The organism is Curtobacterium sp. C1, from assembly GCF_021049325.1.
Taxonomy (GTDB): domain Bacteria; phylum Actinomycetota; class Actinomycetes; order Actinomycetales; family Microbacteriaceae; genus Curtobacterium; species Curtobacterium citreum.
Genome location: NZ_CP088076.1, coordinates 1,191,428 through 1,214,780 on the forward strand (window position 1 = coordinate 1,191,428; position 23,353 = coordinate 1,214,780).

28 protein-coding genes are annotated in these 23,353 nt (G+C 73.2%); 20 read left to right on the top strand and 8 right to left on the bottom strand.

What is annotated here, in order from left to right:
• Nucleotides 1-108 precede the first annotated feature (108 nt).
• Nucleotides 109-1,161 (bottom strand): LacI family DNA-binding transcriptional regulator, encoded by a 1,053-nt coding sequence (locus LQK89_RS05845; RefSeq protein ID WP_231050454.1) that lies wholly within the window; start codon nucleotides 1,159-1,161, stop codon nucleotides 109-111.
• 176 nt (nucleotides 1,162-1,337) lie between these two features.
• On the opposite strand from LQK89_RS05845, the gene LQK89_RS05850 reads away from it, so the two are divergent.
• From LQK89_RS05850 to LQK89_RS05895, 10 genes are all read left to right on the top strand, one after another.
• Complete coding sequence (locus LQK89_RS05850; protein ID WP_114851511.1) at nucleotides 1,338-2,240, top strand: polysaccharide deacetylase family protein; 903 nt, start codon at nucleotides 1,338-1,340, stop codon at nucleotides 2,238-2,240.
• A 26-nt stretch (nucleotides 2,241-2,266) separates the two neighbouring features.
• Nucleotides 2,267-2,614, top strand: a complete 348-nt coding sequence (locus LQK89_RS05855) for a hypothetical protein (protein WP_231050455.1) — start codon at nucleotides 2,267-2,269, stop codon at nucleotides 2,612-2,614.
• 5 nt (nucleotides 2,615-2,619) lie between these two features.
• On the top strand, nucleotides 2,620-3,651 hold the full coding sequence (locus LQK89_RS05860; protein ID WP_231050456.1) for an asparaginase: 1,032 nt from the start codon (nucleotides 2,620-2,622) through the stop codon (nucleotides 3,649-3,651).
• Between the two features lie 98 nt (nucleotides 3,652-3,749).
• Nucleotides 3,750-5,099, top strand: a complete 1,350-nt coding sequence (locus LQK89_RS05865; protein WP_174779295.1) for an MFS transporter — start codon at nucleotides 3,750-3,752, stop codon at nucleotides 5,097-5,099.
• Complete coding sequence (locus LQK89_RS05870) at nucleotides 5,096-5,908, top strand: SDR family NAD(P)-dependent oxidoreductase (protein ID WP_231050457.1); 813 nt, start codon at nucleotides 5,096-5,098, stop codon at nucleotides 5,906-5,908. The genes LQK89_RS05865 and LQK89_RS05870 overlap by 4 nt, the downstream gene beginning before the upstream one ends.
• The gene (locus LQK89_RS05875) at nucleotides 5,908-6,651 is read left to right on the top strand and encodes an SDR family NAD(P)-dependent oxidoreductase (protein ID WP_058740915.1); all 744 of its coding nucleotides are present in this window, start codon (nucleotides 5,908-5,910) and stop codon (nucleotides 6,649-6,651) included. Before LQK89_RS05870 ends, LQK89_RS05875 begins: the two co-directional genes overlap by 1 nt.
• Nucleotides 6,652-6,757: 106 nt before the next feature.
• Entirely contained in the window at nucleotides 6,758-7,444 is a 687-nt protein-coding gene (locus LQK89_RS05880; protein WP_175325063.1) for a hypothetical protein, read from the top strand.
• Between the two features lie 179 nt (nucleotides 7,445-7,623).
• Nucleotides 7,624-8,256: an AmiS/UreI family transporter gene (locus tag LQK89_RS05885; protein WP_058740376.1), complete on the top strand. Its 633-nt coding sequence runs from the start codon at nucleotides 7,624-7,626 to the stop codon at nucleotides 8,254-8,256.
• 41 nt (nucleotides 8,257-8,297) lie between these two features.
• Nucleotides 8,298-9,530, top strand: a complete 1,233-nt coding sequence (locus LQK89_RS05890) for an acyl-CoA dehydrogenase family protein (protein WP_231050458.1) — start codon at nucleotides 8,298-8,300, stop codon at nucleotides 9,528-9,530.
• Between the two features lie 173 nt (nucleotides 9,531-9,703).
• Complete coding sequence (locus LQK89_RS05895; protein ID WP_058740374.1) at nucleotides 9,704-11,608, top strand: ABC transporter ATP-binding protein; 1,905 nt, start codon at nucleotides 9,704-9,706, stop codon at nucleotides 11,606-11,608.
• On the opposite strand, the gene LQK89_RS05900 is transcribed toward LQK89_RS05895, so the two are convergent.
• On the bottom strand, nucleotides 11,605-12,234 hold the full coding sequence (locus tag LQK89_RS05900) for an HD domain-containing protein (RefSeq protein WP_058740373.1): 630 nt from the start codon (nucleotides 12,232-12,234) through the stop codon (nucleotides 11,605-11,607). The genes LQK89_RS05895 and LQK89_RS05900 overlap by 4 nt on opposite strands.
• A 287-nt stretch (nucleotides 12,235-12,521) precedes the next feature.
• Between LQK89_RS05900 and LQK89_RS05905 the strand changes: the two genes are divergently transcribed.
• From LQK89_RS05905 to LQK89_RS05935, 7 genes are all read left to right on the top strand, one after another.
• Nucleotides 12,522-12,959 carry an Asp23/Gls24 family envelope stress response protein gene (locus LQK89_RS05905; RefSeq protein WP_058740372.1) on the top strand — a complete coding sequence of 146 codons (438 nt, stop codon included), beginning with the start codon at nucleotides 12,522-12,524 and terminating at the stop codon, nucleotides 12,957-12,959.
• Nucleotides 12,952-13,143 (top strand): DUF2273 domain-containing protein, encoded by a 192-nt coding sequence (locus tag LQK89_RS05910; protein WP_022902999.1) that lies wholly within the window; start codon nucleotides 12,952-12,954, stop codon nucleotides 13,141-13,143. The genes LQK89_RS05905 and LQK89_RS05910 overlap by 8 nt, the downstream gene beginning before the upstream one ends.
• Nucleotides 13,140-13,472 (top strand): hypothetical protein, encoded by a 333-nt coding sequence (locus LQK89_RS05915; RefSeq protein ID WP_231050459.1) that lies wholly within the window; start codon nucleotides 13,140-13,142, stop codon nucleotides 13,470-13,472. Before LQK89_RS05910 ends, LQK89_RS05915 begins: the two co-directional genes overlap by 4 nt.
• Nucleotides 13,473-13,485: 13 nt before the next feature.
• Complete coding sequence (locus LQK89_RS05920) at nucleotides 13,486-14,064, top strand: DUF6286 domain-containing protein (RefSeq protein ID WP_231049397.1); 579 nt, start codon at nucleotides 13,486-13,488, stop codon at nucleotides 14,062-14,064.
• A complete protein-coding gene (locus LQK89_RS05925) occupies nucleotides 14,061-14,624 on the top strand; it encodes a hypothetical protein (RefSeq protein WP_231050460.1) in 564 nt (187 codons plus the stop codon). The genes LQK89_RS05920 and LQK89_RS05925 overlap by 4 nt, the downstream gene beginning before the upstream one ends.
• Before the next feature lie 120 nt (nucleotides 14,625-14,744).
• Nucleotides 14,745-15,545, top strand: coding sequence for an aquaporin Z (gene aqpZ, locus LQK89_RS05930; RefSeq protein WP_231050461.1), 801 nt, complete (start codon nucleotides 14,745-14,747; stop codon nucleotides 15,543-15,545).
• A gap of 25 nt (nucleotides 15,546-15,570) precedes the next feature.
• A complete protein-coding gene (locus LQK89_RS05935; RefSeq protein ID WP_058743411.1) occupies nucleotides 15,571-15,759 on the top strand; it encodes a hypothetical protein in 189 nt (62 codons plus the stop codon).
• Nucleotides 15,760-15,844: 85 nt separating this feature from the next.
• On the opposite strand, the gene LQK89_RS05940 is transcribed toward LQK89_RS05935, so the two are convergent.
• Together LQK89_RS05940 and LQK89_RS05945 are read right to left on the bottom strand one after the other, a co-directional pair.
• Entirely contained in the window at nucleotides 15,845-16,447 is a 603-nt protein-coding gene (locus LQK89_RS05940; RefSeq protein ID WP_144801932.1) for a dihydrofolate reductase family protein, read from the bottom strand.
• Nucleotides 16,448-16,534: 87 nt separating this feature from the next.
• A complete protein-coding gene (locus LQK89_RS05945) occupies nucleotides 16,535-17,038 on the bottom strand; it encodes a tetratricopeptide repeat protein (RefSeq protein ID WP_144801929.1) in 504 nt (167 codons plus the stop codon).
• A gap of 111 nt (nucleotides 17,039-17,149) precedes the next feature.
• On the opposite strand from LQK89_RS05945, the gene LQK89_RS05950 reads away from it, so the two are divergent.
• Nucleotides 17,150-18,553, top strand: a complete 1,404-nt coding sequence (locus LQK89_RS05950) for a protein kinase domain-containing protein (RefSeq protein WP_174778221.1) — start codon at nucleotides 17,150-17,152, stop codon at nucleotides 18,551-18,553.
• A 63-nt stretch (nucleotides 18,554-18,616) separates the two neighbouring features.
• Here LQK89_RS05950 and LQK89_RS05955 read toward each other — a convergent pair whose 3' ends face one another.
• The 4 genes from LQK89_RS05955 to LQK89_RS05970 form a co-directional block, all read right to left on the bottom strand.
• Nucleotides 18,617-19,438: a PmoA family protein gene (locus LQK89_RS05955; protein ID WP_231050462.1), complete on the bottom strand. Its 822-nt coding sequence runs from the start codon at nucleotides 19,436-19,438 to the stop codon at nucleotides 18,617-18,619.
• Between the two features lie 10 nt (nucleotides 19,439-19,448).
• Nucleotides 19,449-20,168, bottom strand: a complete 720-nt coding sequence (locus LQK89_RS05960; protein WP_231050463.1) for a class I SAM-dependent methyltransferase — start codon at nucleotides 20,166-20,168, stop codon at nucleotides 19,449-19,451.
• A gap of 308 nt (nucleotides 20,169-20,476) precedes the next feature.
• A complete protein-coding gene (locus tag LQK89_RS05965; protein WP_231050464.1) occupies nucleotides 20,477-21,433 on the bottom strand; it encodes a DUF1648 domain-containing protein in 957 nt (318 codons plus the stop codon).
• Nucleotides 21,430-21,780: a GntR family transcriptional regulator gene (locus tag LQK89_RS05970; protein WP_175324825.1), complete on the bottom strand. Its 351-nt coding sequence runs from the start codon at nucleotides 21,778-21,780 to the stop codon at nucleotides 21,430-21,432. Before LQK89_RS05970 ends, LQK89_RS05965 begins: the two co-directional genes overlap by 4 nt.
• A 280-nt stretch (nucleotides 21,781-22,060) precedes the next feature.
• On the opposite strand from LQK89_RS05970, the gene LQK89_RS05975 reads away from it, so the two are divergent.
• On the top strand, nucleotides 22,061-22,228 hold the full coding sequence (locus tag LQK89_RS05975; RefSeq protein ID WP_175324824.1) for a hypothetical protein: 168 nt from the start codon (nucleotides 22,061-22,063) through the stop codon (nucleotides 22,226-22,228).
• Nucleotides 22,225-23,295 (top strand): helix-turn-helix transcriptional regulator, encoded by a 1,071-nt coding sequence (locus LQK89_RS05980; protein WP_231050465.1) that lies wholly within the window; start codon nucleotides 22,225-22,227, stop codon nucleotides 23,293-23,295. The genes LQK89_RS05975 and LQK89_RS05980 overlap by 4 nt, the downstream gene beginning before the upstream one ends.
• Nucleotides 23,296-23,353 lie beyond the last annotated feature (58 nt).

The window sequence follows — 23,353 nt, forward strand, 5'->3', positions numbered from 1 at the left end:
CGACGGTAGCGCAGACCGCGCCGTGACGCCAGCGGCAGCTGCGGGGCCGGGCGGGGACGGCGGGGCTGGACCGGGCCGGCGGGGCTGGTCGGGGCCGGGGCGGTCGGGTCAGGACCGGACGGGGCCCGTCGAGGACCGCACCACCAGCGAGACGGGCAGCACCGCACCGTCCGGCGTCCCGGACGCCCGTGCAGCGAGCAGGCGTTCGACCGCGACGGCACCCATGCGGCCCGTCGGCGAGTGCACCGTGGTGAGCGGCGTCGGCAGCTGCGCGACGATCGAGATGTCGTTGTAGCCGACGATCGACAGGTCGTCCGGGACCCGCAGACCCCGCTGCCGGGCAGCACCCATGACCCCGATCGCCGCGGTGTCGTTCACCGCGAAGATCGCGGTCGGCGGGTCCACCGACGACAGCAGGGCGTGCGCGCCGACGACGCCGCCCTCGACCTCGAAGTCGCTGTGCACCACCAGGGCGTCGTCGACCGGGATGCCGCGCTGCTCGTGTGCGAGCCGGAAGCCGGCCACCCGCTCGACCGCCGTGCTGGCGTGCCGCGGCCCCGCGACGACACCGATGCGTCGGTGGCCGAGCGCGAGCAGGTGCTCCGCGGCGATCCGGCCACCCTCGACGTCGTCACCGACGACCGCGGGCATCCAGTCGCCGGGGTGCCGGTTCGTCGCGATGATCGGGACGGGCAGTTCGGCCAGACGCGGTGTCCGCGCGGACAGGTGCAGGGAGCTGACGATCAGCCCGTCGACCTGACGAGAGAGCAGGAAGTCCACGGCCTCGAGCTGCGCGCCCATGTCGTCCGGCGGCGTGGTGAGCAGGACCTGGTACCCGGCGGACCGCGCGGCCGACTCGATCGCCTGGCAGATGGTGGCGATGACCGTGTCCGCGAGTCGGGGCATCACGACGCCGATGGTGTCCGACCGCCGGGTCCGCAGCGACGAGGCGAGCCGGTTCGGTCGGTACCCGAGCTCGAGTGCCGCCGCGATCACCCGCTGCGCCGAGGCGCTCCACCCACGCGTCGGTTCGGTCTGGCGCAGGACCCGCGACGCCGTCGAGACGTGCACCCCGGCCCGCTGGGCGATCGCCTGCAGCGTCGCCTCGCCGCGACGACCCGGGTGGTCGCGTTCGACCGGTCCGTCCTCCGTGGTGCCCATGTCCCGATCCTAGGTGACGGATGGTCGCACCCCGCAGTCACGCAATCGATTGCGGTCACCGGAAGTGAAACACGTTGGTTACACGCGAGCAGGCCGGACGAAACAAGCCGCTGGAACCATCGACGGTGTTGCAAACGATTGCATGTATTGCAATCACGAACGAAAGACGATGACCCATGGTGAAAGAGATCCTCGTTTCCTTCGGCGTCGACATCGATGCGGTCGCCGGGTGGCTCGGCTCGTACGGCGGCGCCGACTCGCCCTCAGACATCCAGCGCGGCATCTTCGCCGGGCGCACGGGCGTGCCCCGTCTGCAGAAGGTGTTCGACCGAGCGGACATCGCGGCGACCTGGTTCATCCCCGGCCACTCGCTCGAGACCTTCCCCGACGAGTGCCGCGCGCTGTTCGACGCCGGGCACGAGATCGGGGCCCACGGGTACAGCCACGAGAACCCCGTCGCGATGACCGAGGCGCAGGAGGACGCGGTCATGGAGCGCTCGGTGGAGCTGATCACCCGGCTCACCGGGCAGCAGCCGACCGGGTACGTCGCCCCCTGGTGGGAACTGAGCAGCTACACGCCGACCCTGCTGAAGAAGTTCGGGTTCAGCTACGACCACAGCCAGCAGCACAAGGACTTCGTCCCGTACTACTCGATCGTCGGCGACTCGTGGACGCCGATCGACTACGCGCAGGACCCGGCGACCTGGATGACGCCGCTCGTGCACGGCTCCGAGATCGACCTCGTCGAGATCGCGGCGAACTGGTACGTCGACGACCTGCCGCCGATGATGTTCATCAAGTCGAGCCCGAACAGCCACGGCTTCGTCAACCCCCGCGACGTCGAGCAGATGTGGAAGGACCAGTTCGACTGGGTGTACCGCGAGCTCGACTACGCGGTGTTCCCGATCACGATCCACCCCGACGTCTCCGGTCGACCCCAGGTGCTGCTCATGATCGAGCGCCTCATCGAGTACCTCCGCGGACACGAGGGGGTGCGGTTCGTGACGATGAACGAGATCGCGGACGACTTCCGCGTCCGCTTCCCGTTCGCCGGGGCCGAGCGCCCCCGCGAGTACTGATGTGCGGCGCGTGCGGCGGCGGCGCGGTGCGTGACCGGTCGGCGGCCGACGTCGAGGACACCCCGGCGGGTCGCACCCGGGCACAGCGGGCACTGGCGTCGTGGACGACGCGGCTCTTCGCCTCGGAGCGGATCCGCGTGCGCCCGGCCCCGGGCACCGTCCGCGTCGTCGTGCAGGGGCCGACGGGCGGCCAGGTCGTGGCCCAGGGGATCGACGGGGTGCTCGACGCCGTGGAGCGGCTCCGCCCCGGGCGCGTCGACTGGACGTCGGTCGCCGCCCGGGCCCGCGCGCTCGGCGACGACCGCGATGTCCTCGACCTGGACCTCCGCGCCCTGGTCGCTGCGCTCGACCGGCGGACGGGGGCGCTCCGGTGACCGTCGTGACCCTGCCCCGCCTGGCGTACCTCGCACTCGGCGGCACCATCGCCAGCGTCGACGAGGGGGCCACCGGCTCCGCCACGGGCCGCCCGGGCGCCGTCCCGCGGATCACCGCTGCGGACCTGGTCGGCGGTGTCCCGGCGATCGCGGACATCGCGCACGTCGAGGCCCACCAGCTCGGGCTGCTCCCGTCGCCCTCGCTCGGGTTCGACGACGTCCAGCGCACGCTCGACGCCGCACGGGAGGCCGTCGCCACCGGGTCGTCCGGTGTGGTCGTCTCGCAAGGCACCGACACCATCGAGGAGACCGCGTACCTGCTCGACCTCGGCTGGGACCGACCCGAGCCGCTCGTCGTCACCGGCGCGATGCGCCACGCATCCGCCCCGGGAGCGGACGGCCCCGCGAACCTGCTGGCCGCCGTCGCCGTGGCCGCCGACCCGGCCGCCGTCGGCCGGGGCGTGCTCGTCGTGCTCAACGACGAGGTCCACACTGCGGCGTCGGTCCGCAAGACGCACACCTCCTCGACGGGCGCCTTCACCTCGCCGGGCACCGGGCCGGTGGGCCTGCTCACCGAGGGGACGCCCCGCTTCCGGACCCCCGCGGGCCGGTTCCCGGCGCTCACCCGACGGGTCGCGCCCCTCCCGCCGGTCGCCCTGCACCGCGTCACCCTCGCCGACGACGGCCGCGTCCTGTCCGCGCTGGACGGGCTCGGGTACCGGGGCGCGGTCATCGAGGGCTTCGGTGGCGGCCACGTCGCCGGACACACCGTCGACGCGGTCCGCGCGCTCGCCGCCCGGATGCCGGTCGTCCTGGCCTCGCGGACCGGCGCGGGCGAGACGCTCACGTCCACCTACGGGTTCCCCGGCGGCGAGATCGACCTGTTGCGGTCGGGCCTGGTGCCGGCCGGACGCCTCGACGGGCTCAAGGCACGGCTGCTGCTCGCGACGCTCCTCGCGCAGGACGCCCCTCGGGACCGCATCCACCAGGAGTTCGCGGCGCGCGGCCGCGGAACACCGCCGACGCCCCGCCCCTGACCGCACCACCCCGGCCCGTCCCACCAAGGCCGCTTCCGACCCGCACGACCCCATCCCTCCACCCGTCAGCCCGCACCGCCGAACCGAGAGGACCACCCATGACCACCACGACCACCCGCGAACCCGAGGGGCTCCAGCTGTCCTCCGGGACGTTCCCCGCGATCGGGGCGAAGGAGACCAAGCGCGGCGCGACCCTCGCCTTCTTCGCCTGGACCCTGGCGGTCTACGACTTCATCATGTTCGGCACGCTCCTGCCGCGCATCGCCCAGGACTTCGGCTGGAACGAGCAGACGGCCCTCCTCGCGAACACGCTCGTGAGCGTCGGCGTGTTCGTCGTCGTGATCCTCGTCGGGCTGTTCGTCGACCGCCTCGGCCGCCGCCGCGGGATGATGGTCACCATCGGTGGCGCCGCGCTCTCCTCGCTCCTGACGGCCGCGTCGACCGGGGTCGCCTCGCTCGTCGGCTTCCGCGCCCTCAGCGGCTTCGGCATGGCGGAGCAGTCGGTCAACTCCACGTACCTCAACGAGGTCTTCGCGCTCACCGAGCTCGAGGGGGTGAAGAAGCGCCGCGGGTTCTTCTACAGCCTGGTCCAGACCGGATGGCCGATCGGTGCGCTCCTCGCCGCCGCGTTCATCGCCGGCGTCGCCGGGGTGTTCGGGCAGGACTCGTGGCGGCTCGCCTTCCTCATCGCCACCGTCCCCGCGATCTTCGTGCTGTTCCTCCGCAAGGGCATCAAGGAGACGCCGCAGCACCGCCTGAACACGTACCTGCGCCAGCTGCGGAAGTCGGGTCGGACCGAGGAGGCCGCGGAGATCGCCGCCCGCTTCGGCATCGTCGACGAGGGGCCGAACCCGCTCCGCGCGATCTTCGGTCGTCGGTACGCGCGCAACACGGTCGTGCTCTCGATCGCCTGGATCGTGAACTACTTCGGCATCACCACGACGAGCGTGCTCGGCACGACCATGCTCGAGGGCGTCAAGGGCGTCGATCCGAGCATGTCCCTGCTCATCATCGTGCTGTCGAACGTCGTCGGCGCCGCGGGCTACCTGTTCCACGGCTGGCTCGGCGACGTGATCGGCCGCAAGACCACCATCGTCGCGGGCTGGGTGCTCGCGGGCGTCTGCTGGACCCTGTTCGTGACCGGTCCGAGCGACTTCGGCTACGTGCTCGTCACCTACATGGCGACGCTGTTCTTCCTGCTCGGGCCGTACGCGTCCCTGCTGTTCCTGCAGGCCGAGTGCTTCGACTCGAGCTGCCGTGCGACCGGGTCTGCCTTCGTCACCGCGATGGGACAGCCCGGGTCGATCATCGGCTCCGCGGTCCTCACCGTCCTCGTCGCCGGCAGCATCGGCCTCGGCCCGGCGGCGCTCATCGTGGGCGCCGGCGGCATGGTGCTCTCCGGCGTGATCATGCTCGCCACGAAGCGCGTGGCGGTGATCGAGCATTGAGTGAGCGAGCATCGAGCACGACGACACCGACGGGCGTCTACTCCGAGTTCGCGGGGAGCGTCGCGGTCGTCACGGGCGCCGCGAGCGGGATCGGCGCCGCCCTCGCGGTGCAGCTCGCCGAGCACGGGGCGAACATCGTCATCCCGGTGTTCGCCGGTGACCCCCACGACCCCGCCGCCGTGGTGGCCGCGGTCGAGCAGGCCGGCGGCAGCGCGGTGACCGTCACCGCCGACGTCCGCAGCACCGAGGACGTCGACGCCGTCTTCCGGACCGCGATCGACCAGTGGGGCCGGGTCGACCACGTCGTCGCGGGCGCCGGGGTGCTGCGGCGGCAGCCGCTCGACACGATGACCGACGCCGCGTGGGACGACCTGCTCCGGGTCGACCTGCACGGGGTGATGCGCACGCTCCGCGCCGGCGCCCGGCACCTCGGCCCCGGCGGCTCGATGGTGGCGGTCTCGTCGATCGCCGGCGGCGTGTACGGATGGGTCGCGCACAGCCACTACGCCGCGGCGAAGGCGGCGGTGATCGGCCTCGTCCGGAGCGCCGCGGCTGAGCTCGCCCCACGCGGCATCCGCGTGAACACGATCATCCCGGGGCTCATCGAGACGCCGCAGTCCGCGGACGCCGTCAACTCCCTCGGCCCGGACGGGCTCGCCGCGGCGGGGGAGCGGATCCCGTGGGGCCGGGTCGGTCAGGCGGACGAGGCGGCGGCCGCGATCCGCTTCCTGCTCAGCCGCGAGGCGCGCTACGTCACCGGGCAGGAACTCGTCGTCGACGGCGGGCTGACGATCCTGATGGCCGACTGATGGCGGCCACCGGGGACCTGTCCGGCACGACCGCACTCGTCACGGGGGCGGCGAGCGGCATCGGGCTCGCCGTCGTCGACACGTTCGTCGCCGCCGGAGCGCAGGTCGTCGCGGCCGACCGCGACGCGGACGCCCTCGCGGCGCTCGCCGGTCGCCCCGGCGTGCAGCCCGTCGTGCTCGACGTGACCGACGAGGATGCTGTCGAGGCCGTCGTCCACGCGGTCGACCAGGAGCACGGCGGGATCGGCGTCCTCGTGCACGCGGCCGGCGTGCTCTCCCAGTCGCCGCTCGAGGACCTGTCCGCCGCGGAGTGGTCGAGGGTGCTGTCGGTCGACCTGACCGGCGTCTTCCTGGTCATGCGGGCCGTTGGACGCCGCATGCTCCGGGACGGCCGCGGACGGATCATCACCGTCGCGTCCCAGCTCGCGATCAAGGGCGGAGCCGAGGTCGCGCACTACGCCGCCGCGAAGGCCGGTGTCATCGCGTTGACGAAGAGCGCCGCGATCGAGTGGAGCGGCCGCGGCGTCCTGGTCAACGCGATCGCCCCGGGCCCGGTCGTCTCACCGATGACGGACGGCATGACCGAGGCGTGGCGGGCCGCGAAGGCCGCCGAACTCCCGCTCGGCCGGTTCGGGGTCCCCGCCGAGGTGGCCCCGACCGCGCTCCTGCTGGCCAGCTCGCCCGGCGGGGACCTGTACACGGGGCAGACCCTCGGTCCGAACTCCGGCGACGTCATGCCGTAGGGCCTGACACAGCGTGCACGCACCGCGAGTACCCGGATCGAGCATGCGTCATGTGAAATACCGACATACTGTTCATCGTCCCAACCATCGACAGATCGGAAACGACATGACGATCATCACCACCGCGCTCGCACTGAGCAGCGCACTCCTCGCTCCGCTGGCTCCCCTTGCATCGGGTGTCGGGCACGCGCCCACCGACGTCTCGGCGATCGCGACCACGCAGGCGCAGACGGCCATCACCCCGACCATCCCGTCCGGCTCGACCGTCTCGACGGCTCGACCGCAGGTGAGCGGGACCGCGCCCGGCGCCACCCGCGTCGCCCTGGTGCGGGGCAGGGAACTGATGGGCTCGGGCGTCGTCGGTGCCGGAGGACGCTGGCAGGTCTACATGCTCCGAGAGCTCACGCCCGGCGTGAACGACATGCAGCTCCTCGCGTCCACGCCGGCCGGCACCGTCTCGTCGGCGTACCCACTCACCCTTGCGACACCGGGCAACGGGGTAGTCCAGACCGCGTCCTACTCGGCCCCGACATCGTTGGGCTGGGCCGGCCTGCTGACCTCCGAGGCGGCGTCGGCGCGTCCGGTCCTCGACGGCGTCGCGACCCCCGGCGCGACCGTCGAACTCCGTGACTCGGTGGGCAACTCCTACGGTCAGGCGGTCGTCGACGAGAACTGGGACTTCCGGCTCCAGGTGACTCGTGACCTGGACCTCGGGGCGAACCAGCTCGTCCTCGTCCAGCGACTCGACGGCCAGAGCGACCTCTCCCCGGTGCAGGTCGTCCGCACCAACTGATCGTTCGTGCACGAGATCACGGCCCCCGCTCGCGGACTCGCGAGCGGGGGCCGTGCGGGTCGAGGCCCCCGAAGGCTCCGCCGGGCGGACGCCGACGTCCGCGCGTCACACGGCGTCACCATCGGACACACATCGACACGTCCCTTCCGCGGGGCGCTCGACGCTGCCACGGTTCCGGTATGGCGTACATCTGCTTGCTCCTCTCCGGGGCCGCCCTCCTGGTCAACGGCCTCACCCTGCTCGGACGGGTGCCCGGTCGTGACAGCGGCGTGTTCAACGTCCTCGTCGGCGGCCTCCAGCTCGTCCTGTGCACGGCCGTCGCCGTCACGGCGGACGGCTCGCTGCCGGCCCTGCTCGCGATCGCGGGTACCTTCCTGTTCGGCCTGACCTACCTGTACGTCGGGCTCGACGCCCTGACCGGTCTCGGCTCGGCGGGACTCGGTTGGTTCTGCGGGCTCGTGGCGGGCGTCGCCGTGGTGTTCGCCGTGACGAACGCCACGGTCGACCCCGTCCTCGCCGTCCTCTGGGCGACGTGGGCCGGGCTCTGGTCGCTCTTCTTCGTGCTGCTCGCGCTCGGCCGGCCGATCGGTCGGTACACCGCGTGGGCGCTGGTCCTCGCCAGCCAGACGACCACCACCGTCCCGGCGCTGCTCGGGCTGTCCGGGAACTGGCCGACCGGGCCCGTCTGGACTGCTGCGGCAGCCCTCGTCGCCGTCGCCGTCTTCGGCGGGGCCGCCGTCCTGGCGCGCCGCCCCCGGCGATCGGGGTCCGCGTCCGACCACGCGCAGACCGCGACCCCCGCCGTCGCCTGACCGACACACCCAGACCCGTCACACCAGCCCGAGGAGCCACCATGACCACCACCACCGCCACGACCGCACCGACCACCACCCCCGACGACGAGACCCTCGCCGCCCGCTTCCGCCCGATCTTCGACCGCATCGCCGCCGGCGCGAGCGCCCGCGAGCAGGAGCACCGCCTGCCGCACGACGAGATCCGCGAGCTCGCCGCCGCGGGCTTCGGCGCCCTCCGCGTCCCCGTCGAGTTCGGCGGCGCCGGCGCGACCCTGCCGCAGACCTTCCGCCTGCTCACGGAGCTCGCCGCCGCGGACAGCAACATCCCGCAGGCGCTCCGCGGCCACTTCGCCCTCGTCGAGGACCGTCTGGTCGCCCGCTCCGGGGAGCGTGACGCGTGGCTCGAGCGGTTCGGCCGGGGCGAGATCGCCGGCAACTCCTGGACCGAGGTCGGCGCCGTGCAGATCGGCGACGTGATCACGAAGGTCACGCCGCAGCCGGACGGCACCTTCCGCATCAGCGGGCAGAAGTACTACTCGACGGGCAGCATCTTCGCCGACTGGATCGACACGTACGCCGAACGCACCGACACCGGGGAGCGGGTCATCGCGATCGTCGACGCACACCAGCCCGGGGTCACGCACGCCGACGACTGGGACGGCTTCGGGCAGCGCACCACCGGGTCCGGGACGAGCACCTTCACCGACGCGGTCGTCGCCGCCGACGCGGTGATCCCCTTCGACGACCGGTTCAAGTACCAGACCGCGTACTACCAGGCGGTGCTCCTCACGGTCCTCGCCGGGTCGGTGCTCGCCGCCGAGCGCGAGATCGCGCTGCAGGTCCGGAACCGGAACCGGGTGTTCTCGCACGGCAACGCCGACACGTTCGCGGCGGACCCGCAGATCCTCCAGGTCGTCGGCGAGGTCTCCGCCGCCGGCTTCGCCGCGTCCGCGATCGTCGACCGCGCCGCCGAGGCGCTGCAGGCCGCGTACGAGGGCGCCGCCCTCGACGAGACCGAGGACGAGCGCCGGAACGACCGCGCGGAGCTCGCGACCGCGCAGGCGCAGGTCGCGCTCACGACCCTCGCGACCACCGCGACGTCCCACCTCTTCGACGCGCTCGCCGCGTCGGGCGTGAGCACGTCGAAGAACCTCGACCGGCACTGGCGGAACGCCCGCACCGCGGGGAGCCACAACCCGTGGGTCTTCAAGGCCCGCATCGTCGGCGACCACGCCGTCAACGGCGCGGAGCCGCCGCGGGTCTGGGCGATCGGCGCGACCCGGTCCCGCTGACGGCACGGGGTCGGCTCGCGTCGAGCGCGACCCACCATCGGACGGGAGGCCCGTGGCGACGCCGCCACGGGCCTCCCGTCCGGCTCCTGGTCGCGACCGCGACCACCCGCGTGTCGGAGGCCGCCCCGTATCCTGACCGGGGCCCGCTGATCCGGTGCCCGGGAGGAACTGCCATGAGCATGGAAGGCGCGGCCTGGAGCTCGCTCTACAAGATCTCGTCCGCGAAGGAGGGCACGCGGGGGATCTCGCGCGCGTCCGTCAAGCGGATCATGACCTTCGCGGTGCCCTACCGGACCCAGCTCGTCGTGTTCATCGCCCTCTCGGTGGTCGGTGCGTTCCTGGCCGTCGCGACCCCGGTCCTCGCGGGCAACGTCGTCGACGTCATCGTCGCCCGCGGTGCCGTCGGCACGATCGTGTGGCTCGCCGTCGTGATCGCCCTGGTCGCCGTCGCGGACGCGGCGGTGTCGCTGCTGACCCGCTGGTACTCGGCGCGGATCGGCGAGGGCGTCATCCTCGACCTCCGCACCGCGGTCTTCAACCACGTGCAGAAGATGCCGATCGCGTTCTTCACCCGCACCCGCACGGGGGCCCTGGTCAGCCGACTCAACAACGACGTGATCGGTGCGCAGCAGGCGTTCAGCGGCACGCTCTCGGGCGTCGTGACGAACCTCGTGGCGTTGATCCTCACCCTGACCGTGATGCTCAGCACGTCGTGGCTCGTCACCGTGCTCGCGATCGTCATGCTCCCGCTGTTCCTCGTCCCCGCGCGTCGGATGGGCGGACGCCTCGCCGCCCTGCGTCGTGAGGCGGCCGACCACAACTCGGCGATGAGCACGCAGATGACGGAGCGGTTCTCGGCGCCGGGCGCCACCCTCGTCAAGCTGTTCGGCCGTCCCGACGAAGAAGCCGAGGAGTTCCGCGTCCGCGCCGCGCGGGTGCGGGACATCGGCGTCCGCACGGCGATGCTGCAGTTCGTCTTCTTCACGGCGCTCATGCTCGTGTCCGCGCTGGCCCTGGCGCTCGTGTACGGCCTCGGCGGCACGCTCGCGCTCGGCGGGCAGCTCGACACGGGCGAGGTCGTGACGCTCGCGCTCCTGCTCACCCGCCTGTACGCGCCGCTGACGAGCCTGGCGAACGCCCGGGTCGAGGTGATGAGCGCCGTGGTGAGCTTCGAGCGCGTCTTCGAGGTGCTCGACCTCGACCCGCTGATCAAGGAGCGCCCGGACGCCGTCACGGTGCCGGACGGCCCGGTCTCGGTCGAGTTCGACGACGTCCGGTTCGGCTACCCGTCCGCCGAGAAGGTCTCGCTGGCCTCCCTGGAAGAGGTCGCGACGCTCGACACCCGTGGCGGGGACGAGGTCCTGCACGGCCTGTCCTTCCGGATCGAGCCCGGGCAGACCGTCGCCCTCGTCGGCACCTCGGGCGCCGGCAAGTCGACCGTGGCCCAGCTGCTCTCCCGCCTGTACGACGTCGACAGCGGTGCGGTGCGCCTCGCCGGCACCGACGTCCGCGACGTGACGTTCGCGTCGATGCGCCACACGCTCGGCATGGTGACGCAGGACGGGCACCTGTTCCACGAGACGATCCTCGCGAACCTGCGGCTCGCCCGACCCGAGGCCACCATCGACGAGGTCTGGGACGCCGTTCGCCGGGCCCGGCTCGAGCCGCTCATCCGGTCGCTGCCGGACCAGCTCGACACCATGGTGGGGGAGCGCGGCTACCGGCTGTCCGGCGGGGAGCGCCAGCGGATGACGATCGCCCGGCTCCTCCTCGCACAGCCGCGCGTGGTCATCCTCGACGAGGCGACGGCGGCGCTCGACTCCACGTCCGAGGCCGCGGTGCAGGCGGCGCTGAGCGAGGCACTCGAGGGACGCACGGCGATGGTCATCGCGCACCGGCTCTCGACCATCCGCAGCGCCGACCAGATCCTGGTGGTCGAGGACGGGTCGATCGTCGAGCGCGGGACGCACGACGAGCTCCTGGCCGCCGGCGGCCGGTACGAGGAGCTGCACCGCACCCAGTTCGCGGTCCAGCAGGCCGTCGCGGCCGAGGCCGAGGCGGCACTGAGCGAGCGTTAGCCAGGCCCGACCGAACCGGGCCGCCCGAGCTGCTCGAGCGGGTTGCGGGCGAGCTTCTCGACGACCCCGCCGTCCACCAGTCGCCGGGCCGCCGTCGTCGGCTTCCTCGCCGCCTGGTCGACCACACACGCGCCGAACTCGGCGGCGAAGTCGCCGCGCGGGTACGCCGTGAGCACCTCGCGCAGGAACGCCTCGGGGAGCACGTCCGGTTCGGCGCCGGACACGTCGAGCCCGGTCGCCCGTTCGAGCAGGTGTCCCTCGACGTCGAGTCCCACGTCGACCGACGGCCAGTTGTGCCGGACGACGACGTCGAGCACCCGGTGTCGGCGTTCGGCGGCCCACCCCGCCCCGGTCGTGAGTGCGACCGCGACGTGGCCGCCCGCGTGCTCGTACGAGATCGCGTGCGCGTCGAACTCGGGCACAGTCCCGACGTCGTGCAGGACCGCGGCGACCCAGAGCAGTTCGTGGTCGACGTCGACGATGCCGTCGTGCACCGCGAACGCCTCCGCCCAGTACCAGGAGCGGATCCCGTGCGCCGTGATCGCGGGCGACTGGTACTCCTCGGCGAGGACCCGGGCGGCGCGGGCGGCGGCGGTGTCGGGGACGACGAAGTCGGCGATGCGCATGCGGCGATCCTGGCACGGGGCGCGACGACACGGCGCCCGACGACGCGGCGCGCTTTCCGGCGGACGGTCGCGGTCACGGTCCGATCGACGCACGTCCACGGACGCGTTGCGCACGACAACGCCGTTGCAACGGCCGATCGGGGGACAGAGACGCCCCGGAACGACGGCTTCCTGGGCGTCTCCTCGGAACGAAACGGGGGACGTGACGATCCTCGGATGCAGTCCGTCCCACTCGTGAACAGCATCCGCTGGGAACACCCGGCGGACACCTCGGAAGGAGCACACACATGGCTGACACCACCAACCTCACCGCCGCCCGTCCCGCCACCGGCGCCGGCAACGTCTCGGGCAAGACCCACATCGAGGACACCGTCGTCGAGAAGGTCGCCGGCATCGCCGCCCGCGAGGTCAACGGGGTCCACTCGCTCGGCAACGGTGCCGCCCGTGCCATCGGTGCGATCCGCGACGCGATCGGCCAGCGCGACCACGGCCAGGGCGTCAAGGTCGAGGTCGGCGAGAAGCAGGTCGCCGCCGACGTCACCATCGTCGCCGAGTACCCGGTGCCGCTGCAGCAGGTCGCCGACGGCGTCCGCTCGTCCGTGAGCCGCGCCCTGACCCAGATCGTCGGCATGGACGTCGTCGAGGTCAACGTGACCGTCCAGGACGTCCACATCCCGGGTGACGACGACGACAACGAGGACAAGAAGGAGTCGCGCGTTGAGTAACACACTCGTCGGCGCCCTGATCGGCGCGATCCTGGCCGTCGTGGCCCTGCAGTTCGGTTTCTGGGGCTTCGTCCTGGTGATCGTGTTCGGTGCGATCGGTGCCCTCGTGGCCGCGATCAGCTCGGGCAAGATCGACCGCGGCGCCCTGACCGACGTGCTGACCGGACGCCGGAGCTCCCGGTGAACGCCGGCCCGGAAGGCGTCCACACGAGCGCCGTCCCGGGCCGGGTCGAGATCACCGCCCGAGCCCTGACGACCCTCGCCCGTGCCTCATCCGCGGAGCGCCTCGGCGTCCCCGCCAAGCGACTGCGCATCGACGTCGGCGACCACGCCGGCAGCCTCGCACTCGACGTGACGGGGCCGATCCGCGAGCAGCCGGACATCGTGTCCGCCGCCTCGCGGGCAGCCGATGCCATCAAGGCGCGGGTGTCGGAGTTGTCGGGGCGGCAGGTGGGCAGTGCCCACATCGAACTGACCGGGATCGTGCGTGAGCACGAGGACCGGGTCCGGTGAAGGGGAGACACTGATGAGCAGCACTTCTTCGCTCGAGCGGCGCCTGCGCCGCCGGAGCGTGCACCGGTCCCGGTCCACCGCGGTCGCGATCACCCTGATCGTCACCGCCCTGGTCGCGGCGTGGATCGGCGTCGAAGCGGTCCTCAAGGCCATCGGCCAGCCCCCGCTGCTGGCCGACCCGCAGACCATCGTCGACGCCGCCCTCAAGCCCGACGCCGCGTTCACGACCATCGCCGAGGTGATCGCCGGAGTCCTCGTGATCGTCGGGATCATCCTGATCGTCCTGGCGGTGGGGCCCGGCCGGCAGCCCCGCTCGGTCGTGGACCACGACCGGGGCGCGGTCGTGATCGACACCAGGATCCTGGCTTCCACCGCCGCGAACGCAGCAGCCCTCGCCGCGGGCGTTCCCGAGTCCAACACCAGCGCCTCCGCGAGGGGGCACCGCACCGAGGTGCGGGTGGTGCCCCTGTCCGGTATCCCCGTCGACACCCACGTCGTCCAGCAAGCCGTCCAGGACCGTCTCGGTCGGCTCGGCGGCAAGCACGGCACCCACGTGAAGGTGCACGTGGAGCAGAAGGGAACGCTGGCATGACCACCACCAACCGCACCCTGAACCGCATCATCCTGCTCCTGCTGGGCCTGGTCGCGGTCATCGTCGGGGTCACCATCGGCGCCGGGGTCCTCACCCCCGTCCGCGACGCCCTCAAGCCATACCTCACCCTGCCCGAGCGGGTGAGCGTTCCCGCGGCGTCGCTGTGGATCATCGCCGCCGTGTGCGCGGTCGTGATCGTCCTGGCGCTGATCGTGGTCTTCACCCGCGGCGGCGGGGGCACGTCCGTCGCTGCCCGCACGAAGACCGGCGACGACCAGGTCACCGTGAACGTCGCCCTCGTGCGGGACGTCATCGACCACGAACTCGACGGCGTCCACGACGTCGTCGCCGCGAAGGTCGACACGTACACCGTCAAGCAGCAGCGCGCCGCCCGGATCCGGGTCCACGTCCGCCGCGGCGGGGACGCCGTGACCGTCCTCGACGCCGTCGACCACGCCGTGAACACGTTGGACACCACCCTCGGCCAGCAACTCCCGGTCCTGGTCCACCTCACCGGTGGCACCCGCACCGCACTGGCCAAGACCACCCGCGTCCACTAGGACGCCGGACCCCACCACCGCACCACCACCGGCCGGGAGACGCCCGACGTCTCCCGGCCGAGTGCTGCCCGGACGCCCTCGTCCGGTGATCCGTCATGCCCGCAGAAGGAGGCACCCCGAATGGCACGGAAGAAGACCCCCGGCGCGGTCAGCGCGTCGACCTCGGAGCAGCGCCGCGAGGACGCCGCGACCTGGAGCCCGCTCGCCCGCTACCTGTCCGAGTGCTTCGGCACGTTCCTGCTCGTCCTCGGCGGCGTCGGGACCGCGCTCTTCGCGGCGAACTTCCCGAGCGACACCGACAACCAGTCCGGCGTCGGCTTCCTCGGCGTCGCACTCGCGTTCGGCCTGACGCTCGTCGCCGGCATCGCCGCCGTCGGACACATCTCCGGCGGCCACTTCAACCCGGCCGTCACCCTCGGTCTCCTCGCCGCAGGGCGCACCGACGTCAAGCACGTCCCGGGCTACATCGTGTCGCAGGTCGTGGGCGGACTCGCCGCGACGAGCATCATCGCGGTCGTGCTCTCCGGCAAGGCCGGGGCCTTCTCCGCCGCGCACGACGCCGGCTTCGCGTCGAACGGCTTCGGCAGCGCGAGCCCGGGCGGCTACGACCTCGGCGCCGTCTTCCTGACCGAGGCCGTCCTGACCGGGGTCTTCATCGCGGTCATCCTCTCGATCACCGCGAAGCAGGAGTACCAGGCCCTCGCCCCGATCGGCATCGGTCTGACCCTGACCCTGATCCACCTCGTGAGCATCCCGATCAGCAACACCTCCGTGAACCCCGCACGTTCGATCGCGACCGCGGTCTACGGTGGGGCCACGCCGCTCGCCCAGCTGTGGGTGTTCATCGTCGCCCCGATCGTCGGCGGAATCGTCGCCGGCCTGATCGTCCGCGTCGGCGGACGCCGCTGCATCACGAGCTGACCCACCCACGCGAGAGGAGACCACCGTGCGCAACCGCATCATCGTCATCGGAGCCATCGTCCTGATCGGTTTCTGGATCGGGTCCCGGTCCAACCGACCGGTCGTCAAGAAGACGAGCACCGCCGAGACGATCCGCAAGGCCTGGAACGACCCGCACGCGCGCAAGCAGCGCGCGAAGCTCCGCAAGAAGATCGAGAAGGCCGCGTCGCACTGACGGGCGCTCGCCCAGACCGACGGGAGGCACGGTGCCAGCTGGCACCGTGCCTCCCGTCCGTTGCGTGGTCGCGTCGCGACCGCCGCTACCGCTGCACCGCGTACCGGTGCAGCACCACGCCGTTGTCGAAGGCCTTCGTCTCGAGCAGGTCGAGCAGGAGCGGCGGGCGGGAGCCCGACGCCGGCGGGTCGAAGAGCGGTCGGCCGCGTCCGAGCACGGCGGGGTGCACGAACAGGAGCAGCTCGTCGATGAGCCCGGCGTCCAGGAGCTGCGTCGCGAGGTTCGCCCCGCCCACACCGACGTCCCCGTCACCCTCTGCGCGGATCCTCGCGAGCTCGGCGATCGCGTCCCCGTCGGCACCGATCACCCGCGTGTGGTGGTCGGCCTCGGTGCGGGTCCGCGACACGAGGATCTTCGGCTGCGCGGTCCAGATCTCGGCGTACTCGCGCTCCACCGGCAGTGAGTCCTCGTCGGAGCGGGCGTCCGGCCAGTAGGGGTCCATCATCTCGCGGACGATCCGGCCCTCCACCGAGAGCGACATCGCGCGTGCGCGGTCGTTGAACTCCTGGTGCAGCTGCTCGTCGATCCGGACCCAGCCGGGGGCGTCGGGGCCGGCGTGCTCGCCCGCCTCCGCCTCGATGTACCCGTCCACCGAGACGTTCATCCAGTACACGAACCGTGCGGGCATGGGGACTCCTTCGTCGTGCCGGTTCCTCGTCGCTCGTTGACCGCGAGGGTAGCGCCCGCGCGGTCGGCTGTCAGCGTCCGTGGGCCGTCAGTCCTGGACGTGCTGCTCCGTCAGCGCCGCCGCGTAGGCCCGTACGGAGCGGTGGTAGCGGGGGAGCGTCGGCTCGACGGCCTCGATCGCCACGCGCAGGGCCTCGTCGACTCGTCCGGCGCTGTGCAGTGCGAGCGCCAGGAACACCCGCGGCGCCGCACCGGTCGCCGGGTGCTCGGGGGCGTCCCGGAGCATCGCGATCGCCTCGTCGACGCGGCCGAGGTTCCGGAGCGTGGACGCGTGCTGCACCACCATCTGTGCGGCACGGTCCGGGTCGACCGTGTCCAGGCCCGCGGCGGTCGCTGCCGCGTAGTGACCGTGGGCGCCGGCCTCGTCGCCGCCGGAGTCGTGCGCGCCGCCGAGCTCGAACGCCCCCAGTGCCGGGTGCGGGGCCGTCGCCGCGAGCTCGCGCATCCGGTCGATGCGGTCGCGGTCGTCCACCGTCTCGTCGGCCCAGAGCGCGGCGACCCGCGCCTCCCACTCGTCGTCCCTGCTGTCCATCCGGCCACGGTAGCGGTGCGTGGTCCGGCCACCGAGCGCGGCTCGGCGGGCACGCGGCGCACCGGGATGCGAAGATGCATCGTTGCCCACCGACAGGACGACGAGGAACCCATGGGACACGACGACGCCGCGCCGCTCCTGGACGGGCGCTACCGCCTCGGCGACGTGATCGGCCGCGGCGGCATGTCCGTCGTGTACCGCGCCACCGACGAGGTGCTGCACCGACCCGTCGCCGTGAAGCTGTTCAACCCCGGCACGGTCGACCTCGCCCGACAGGAGGCCGAGCTCGGCGTCCTCGCCGCGCTCGAGCACCACAACCTCGTCGGGCTGCTCGACGCGGGGGTCGTCGACGTCGTCGGCAGCGGGCCGCGCCGGTTCCTCGTGATGTCGCTCGTCGTCGGGCAGGACCTCGAGGAACGGCTCGAGGTCGCCCCGCTCGCACCGAAGCACATCGCCGAGGTCGGCTACGACATGGCCGAGGCGCTCGACTACATCCACGCGCACGGCGTCGTGCACCGGGACATCAAGCCCTCGAACATCCTGCTCGTCGACTACGGCAACGGCTCCGACCGTGCCCGCGCGCGGCTGACCGACTTCGGGATCGCCCTCGCGGCCGGGGTCGAGCGGCTCACCGCGGACGGTGTGACGACGGGTACCGCTGCGTACCTCAGCCCGGAGCAGGCCCGCGGCGGCGACGTCGGACCCGCGACGGACGTCTACTCGCTCGGCCTGGTGCTGCTGCAGTGCTTCACCCGGCGTCGGGAGTTCCCCGGCTCGCTCGTCGAGTCCGCGATCGCGCGCCTGACCCGCGACCCGGTGGTGCCCGAGCCGCTCCCCGAGCACTGGAAGCACGTGCTCCGGGCGATGACCGCGCAGGACCCGACGGCCCGGCCGCTCGGCGCCCAGCTCGTCACGATGCTCCGCGACGTCGTCATCGCCGAGACCGCGACCGCGCAGCCCGAGCAGCCCTCCGCTGCGGCACCGGCGCACCCGACGGCAGCAGATCCGGCTCCCGCGGCCGCCGACGCCCGTCCGGCGACGCTCGACTCCCTGCCCGAGGAGTCCCTCCAGCGCACCGTCGCCATGGCCGCGCGCCTGTTCGACGCCCCGATCGCCCTCGTCGACGTGCTCGACGACGACCGCGAGTGGACGCAGTCCTGGATCGCCGAGGGCGTCGACGAGGCCGCGCGCAACATCACCTTCCGCAACGGCTTCGCCCCCGTGCCGGTGCCCGTCGTGATCCCCGACGGCGCCGCACACCCGGAGATGCGTCAGAGCCCGCTCGTCACCGGGCCGCTCGGTCTCCGGTTCTACGTGAGCGTCCCGCTGCTCCGCCACGACGGCACCGCGGTCGGCACCCTGGCCGTGCTCGACACCCGCCCGCGCGAGGCGACCGAGGCCGACCTCGCGAACCTCCGGGACCTCGCGGCCCTGGCGGTCACGCAGCTCGAGCTCCGGCGCGAGTCCCTCCGCACCACGAGCGACGCCCTCCCGGTGCAGCAGTCCGGCGCCTGACAGCCACCACCGGTCAGCACCCGGCGAACGGCCGCGCGCGTGCACGGTCGGCCGGCGGGACCGTCACGCCGCGTCGCGGACCGTCACCCGGAAGGACCGCACCAGGGGTGCGCCGGGCTCCACCACGACGGGGGCGTCCCACGCCAGCGCCGACCCGACCGCCGGGTACTCAGCGACCCGCACGAACCACGGGTCCGCGTGGCCGAGGGCCTCGAACCGCACCGACGCACGCGCCCCTGACCCGTGCCGCCCGTCGGACGTCCCGGTCCACTCCACCCAGGGCGCGACGGCCCCGTGCACGGCATCCTCGCCCACGGCGGTCGACGTCCGCACGGCGACGTCGTCACACGGCGCGAACCGCCACGTGAAGCCCCCGTACCCGGCTCCCGCACGGCCGTGACTCCCCGGGCTCCCGAGTCGGGCGGGCGACGACTCCGGCGCGCGGAACGCCGACGTCCACCCCAGCACCCAGCCGGAGCCCGACGCGTCCCAGGTCAGCGTCCGCGTCTCCCGCAGCACCACCGCCCCGCCCGAGCCCGTCCAGCGCAGGTCCTGGGCGAGCGTCCCGGCACCGTCCGAGGCCCCCGCGACGACGGCCCGCCCGTGGTCGTCGCGTTCCTCGTACCCGGTGGGGTGCACGTACGTCGGTCCGCCCCAGCAGTTCACGCCGTCGACGTCGGGCACCGCTGTCCCGACCCCGCAGTGCCACGGGTGGTCGACCGGCCGCGCGTCGGTCAGCACCGTGCCCGCGAGGGTCCGCACCGGGTGCAGGAACGGCCGCGGGCTCCACGCGACTGGGCTCGCCCCGCCGTCGACGAGCGTCGCGACCGTGGTCCCGCCGACCTCGAGCGTGCGCAGGACCCGGTCGACCGCGGTGTGCTCCACGCGCTGCAGGCTACGCCCGGCGCCGGACGAGGACCACGCTGTCCTCGGTCTCGTGCGTCGTGCCGTCGGCGGTGGTCGTCGTCCGCGGTCGGCGCTCCGCGGACAGCACGGCCCAAGCCGCCGGACCGCCCGCCGCCGGACCGCCCGCCGCCGGACCGCCCGCCGCCGGACCGCCCGCCGCCGGGTCGTCCGCCGTCGCCTCGTCGCTGCCGAGCACCGCAGCGAGGTCCTCCTCCGGCGTCGGGAACCGGTACGCCCGCATCTCCTCGGGCAGGTCCCCGTGCGGCGGTGCGGCGTGCGCCGTGACGAGCAGGTGCCCGCCCGGCGCGACGAACCCGGCCGCCCGGCGGAGGATCGCCGCCCGCGGGATCTCGACCGGCCACGACTGCAGGAACGACGCCGTCACGAGGTCGTGCCGCTCGTCGTCCTCGGGTGCCCACGTGGCCAGGTCCGCCGCGACGAACGTCGTCCGTCCGTCCACACCGGCGGCCGCTGCCGCTCGTCCGGCGCGCGCGACCGCCGTGGCGGACAGGTCGACGCCGGTCGCCGTCCACCCCTGCTCCGCCAGCCAGACCACGTCGCCGCCCTCGCCGCACCCCAGGTCCAGCGCCCGCCCCACGGGCAGGTCCGCGGCCACCGCGGCGAGCACGGCGTTCACCCGACCGGACCAGATCCCCTCGCTGCCGGCGTAGCGCGCCTCCCACCAGTCGCGTGCGTCGTGTTCGTCCATGGGCCCAGTGCACCCCGTCGCACCCGCCCGGCGCAAGCGCCGTTGCCGACCTGGCAACACGCGCCCCGGCACACCTCACGCGCTCAGCGACAGTTCACGGCGGCGGCCGCCCGTGAAGTGTCGCCCAGCCCGTACAGTCAGCCTCCGGACCGCCCAGCCCACGACCGGACGGGAGGCGCGCCACCAGCCCGCCCCGCCGCCCGCGGACCGTCCGGCCCGGCCCACCACCGGACGGGAGGCACGCCATCAGCCCGCCCCGCGCCTCCCGTCCGTCACCCGTCCGGTCCGCCGGACGCGATTCGCTCCCGTCAGGCCGCCCGCGCCGCGAGCAGGGTGCCGAGCGCGGCCGCCGCGCGGTCCGCCCCGTCCACCGTCACGAGCCGCGCCGACCCGCCCGTCGTCTCGACGACCAGCCCCGGACCCGACCGCGCGACGTACGCGACCCCGCGCCCGCTGACCCGGTAGCCCCAGCCGCCCCACTGCCCGGGAGAGACCTGCTCCCACCCGCAGGTGTCGATCCGCTCGAGCGGCACGCGCATGAGCGGGACGCGCGTAAGCGCGGACACCACCCGGAGCCCCCGGCGGTCGACCGTCACCTCGACCCGGGCGAGCACGAGCGTCGACGCCCCGGCGACCACCGCGACCACCGCCGTCGTGACCGCACCGCCGGTCTCACCGCGCACGCCGAGCAGCACCGCGACCGTGCAGCCCGTCGCGAGCACGAGCACGCCGATCACCCCGAAGACCGCGCTGCCGGTGCGGCCCCGCCACGCGACCCGGGCGTCCGGACCGACCCGGAGCGGTTCCGCACTCCCGCGCTCGATCGGCGCAGCGGCGCGCCGCAGCACGACGAGCGGCACGACTCCGGCGACGCCACCGACGAGCAGCGCCGGCACCGTCGACCACCCGGAGAACGTCGGCTCGGGGTCCTGGGCGATCACCGCGAGCCAGACCCAGGTCACGACGAGGATCCCGGCGAGCAGGTTCCCGACGAGCACGACGAGTCCCGCGGTCCGTCGGTCCCGCGCGCGGAGTGCCCACAGTGACATGGCGACGGCTGCGGCGGCGACCGTGGCCGTGGCCCAGAAGAACGGCCACGGCGAGCCGTACCCGTCGGGCTGTCCGTCGCCACCGAAGTGCTGCGCGATCCGAGCGGGCAGCGTCGGCCCGAGCACCGCAGCGGCCACCACGAGCCCGGCGAACAGTGCCGCCCCCGGGGCCACCACCGCCGTGCGGGCCCCTCGGTCGATCGGTCGTGTCGTCATCGTTCCCCCTTGATCATGGTGAGCAGGTCGTCGAGCGGGACCCCGAGGGTCTCCGCCTGGTTCCGGAGCTCCGCGACGAGCGACCGCAGCTGGTCGAACGAGGCGTGCCCCGAGCGGATCACGGTGGCGCCGCGGCCGCGACGGAGCTCGATGAGCCCGTCCTCCTGCAGGCGCGCGTAGGCGCGGAGCACCGTGTGCACGTTGACGTCGACCGACGCCGCGAGGTCCCGCGCCGGCGGCAGGCGCTCGCCGGTCCGCAGGTCGCCCCGCGCGATCGCGAGCCGCACCTGTGCGGCGATCTGGTCCGCGAGCGTGGCGCGCGCAGACGGGTCGACGGTGATCAACATGTTCGCATTCTATGCGAACAATACGTCGAGCGTCGAGATCATCCGACGGCATCGAGCCATTCGGGACGTTCTACCGGACCGACCACCCGCCGTCGTCGTGCGACCGCTCCCGTCCGAAACGTCCAGCATGCGCGGACTGGCAACCGGCTCCACATGGACGGACCACTGTCCGCGTAGCGTGCCGACCACGACAGTCCGAGAGCGTCCACACCGTGTCGGCGGCCCGTGGCACAGGCCGACCGGGGCGACGCGTGCGACGCGTGATGCAGGGAGCACGTCGATGTCGGAGTACGAGTCGGACCAGCGCGTCGAGCCGGTCCACATCACCACCTACCGCCACCTCCGCCGCGCGGTGCGCCGCGGCTGGGCGCTGCCGGAGCCACCGGCGGCACCGTCGCTGGCCGACCTGTCGCGGGTGCGCGTCCGTGGCCGGACGGAGCGGACGTGAGCACCGTGGCGGCGCGCCCCGACCCGGCGCGCCCGGCTCCGCTGCGCCCGGACCGCACGGCCGTCTCCGAGGGTCCGGTCAGCGTCCGCCGGGTCGCCGTGCACGAGGTGCACCGTAGCGGCACCGAGCCCGAGGCCGCACGCGAGCTCCTCGAGCAGGTCTACGGAGCCCGCGACGTCGTGATCGACCCCGACGGCCCCTTCCACTTCCGCTACCGCTCCACGGGCGACGACCGGGTCAGCCTCTGGACGTCGTCCGTGACCGCCCGACGGAGCGGTGTGCTCGCGCCCGGTCGTCAGTACGTCCTCGCGTGGTCGGTCGAGGGCGGCGTCGTCATCGACCCCGACCGCGAGGACGGCGTGACCCTCCGGCCCGGCGTGCCCGTGATGGTGCCCGCCGGACGGCCCTTCGCGACCACGGCGCCCCCGGGGACGATGCACCTCGTCCACTTCGACGCGGACTTCCTCGAGGCCGTCGCCGTCGTCGGCACCGCGCGCGTCCCGGTGCCGCTGGCCTTCCCCGCCTCGGTGCCCTCCACCCACCTGGAGTCGCTGCAGACGACCCTGCGCGAGGTCGCTCCCGCCATGCTCGACACCGCCGTGGTGGACGGCGACCGGGCGGTCCTCGACCTCCGGTTGGCCGAGGCGGTGCTCGCGGCGTTCCGTCCCGAACCGGACGGCGGGCAGCCCGGCGTCCCGGTCGACGCCATCGACCGCGCGAAGGCGCACATGTACGCCCACTTCGGCGTCCCGCTCACCGCCGCCGACATCGCCGGCGCCGCCGACGTCAGCGTCCGCACGCTGCAGGAGACCTTCCAACGTCTTGAGGGCACGACCCCGACCGCCTTCCTCCGGGACCTCCGCCTCGGCAAGGCACGCGTCGCCCTCCAACTCGCCGACGTCCGCGAGACCTCCGTCGCGGCCGTCGCCTCCTCGTGCGGCTTCCGCCACATGGGTCGGTTCTCCGGGTCGTACGCCGGACGGTACGGCGAGCACCCCGGCGACACACTGCGCGGGCAGCGGCGCCGCATCGCGGTCGCCGGCGGTCCGGTCCGCACCGTCGGCTGACGGACCCTGCGTGGTCACGCAGGTCGGACGGGAGGCTCGGGGTGCGTCCATCGGCGCA

Bases quoted from the DNA above. Each gene is read 5' to 3' on its own strand.
- LQK89_RS05845 (WP_231050454.1), bottom strand. From the start codon at position 1,161: ATGGGCACCACGGAGGACGGACCGGTCGAACGCGACCACCCGGGTCGT.
- LQK89_RS05850 (WP_114851511.1), top strand. From the start codon at position 1,338: ATGGTGAAAGAGATCCTCGTTTCCTTCGGCGTCGACATCGATGCGGTC.
- LQK89_RS05865 (WP_174779295.1), top strand. From the start codon at position 3,750: ATGACCACCACGACCACCCGCGAACCCGAGGGGCTCCAGCTGTCCTCC.
- LQK89_RS05875 (WP_058740915.1), top strand. From the start codon at position 5,908: ATGGCGGCCACCGGGGACCTGTCCGGCACGACCGCACTCGTCACGGGG.
- LQK89_RS05880 (WP_175325063.1), top strand. From the start codon at position 6,758: ATGACGATCATCACCACCGCGCTCGCACTGAGCAGCGCACTCCTCGCT.
- LQK89_RS05885 (WP_058740376.1), top strand. From the start codon at position 7,624: ATGGCGTACATCTGCTTGCTCCTCTCCGGGGCCGCCCTCCTGGTCAAC.
- LQK89_RS05890 (WP_231050458.1), top strand. From the start codon at position 8,298: ATGACCACCACCACCGCCACGACCGCACCGACCACCACCCCCGACGAC.
- LQK89_RS05895 (WP_058740374.1), top strand. From the start codon at position 9,704: ATGAGCATGGAAGGCGCGGCCTGGAGCTCGCTCTACAAGATCTCGTCC.
- LQK89_RS05900 (WP_058740373.1), bottom strand. From the start codon at position 12,234: ATGCGCATCGCCGACTTCGTCGTCCCCGACACCGCCGCCGCCCGCGCC.
- LQK89_RS05905 (WP_058740372.1), top strand. From the start codon at position 12,522: ATGGCTGACACCACCAACCTCACCGCCGCCCGTCCCGCCACCGGCGCC.
- LQK89_RS05920 (WP_231049397.1), top strand. From the start codon at position 13,486: ATGAGCAGCACTTCTTCGCTCGAGCGGCGCCTGCGCCGCCGGAGCGTG.
- LQK89_RS05925 (WP_231050460.1), top strand. From the start codon at position 14,061: ATGACCACCACCAACCGCACCCTGAACCGCATCATCCTGCTCCTGCTG.
- aqpZ (WP_231050461.1), top strand. From the start codon at position 14,745: ATGGCACGGAAGAAGACCCCCGGCGCGGTCAGCGCGTCGACCTCGGAG.
- LQK89_RS05940 (WP_144801932.1), bottom strand. From the start codon at position 16,447: ATGCCCGCACGGTTCGTGTACTGGATGAACGTCTCGGTGGACGGGTAC.
- LQK89_RS05945 (WP_144801929.1), bottom strand. From the start codon at position 17,038: ATGGACAGCAGGGACGACGAGTGGGAGGCGCGGGTCGCCGCGCTCTGG.
- LQK89_RS05950 (WP_174778221.1), top strand. From the start codon at position 17,150: ATGGGACACGACGACGCCGCGCCGCTCCTGGACGGGCGCTACCGCCTC.
- LQK89_RS05960 (WP_231050463.1), bottom strand. From the start codon at position 20,168: ATGGACGAACACGACGCACGCGACTGGTGGGAGGCGCGCTACGCCGGC.
- LQK89_RS05965 (WP_231050464.1), bottom strand. From the start codon at position 21,433: ATGACGACACGACCGATCGACCGAGGGGCCCGCACGGCGGTGGTGGCC.
- LQK89_RS05970 (WP_175324825.1), bottom strand. From the start codon at position 21,780: ATGTTGATCACCGTCGACCCGTCTGCGCGCGCCACGCTCGCGGACCAG.
- LQK89_RS05975 (WP_175324824.1), top strand. From the start codon at position 22,061: ATGTCGGAGTACGAGTCGGACCAGCGCGTCGAGCCGGTCCACATCACC.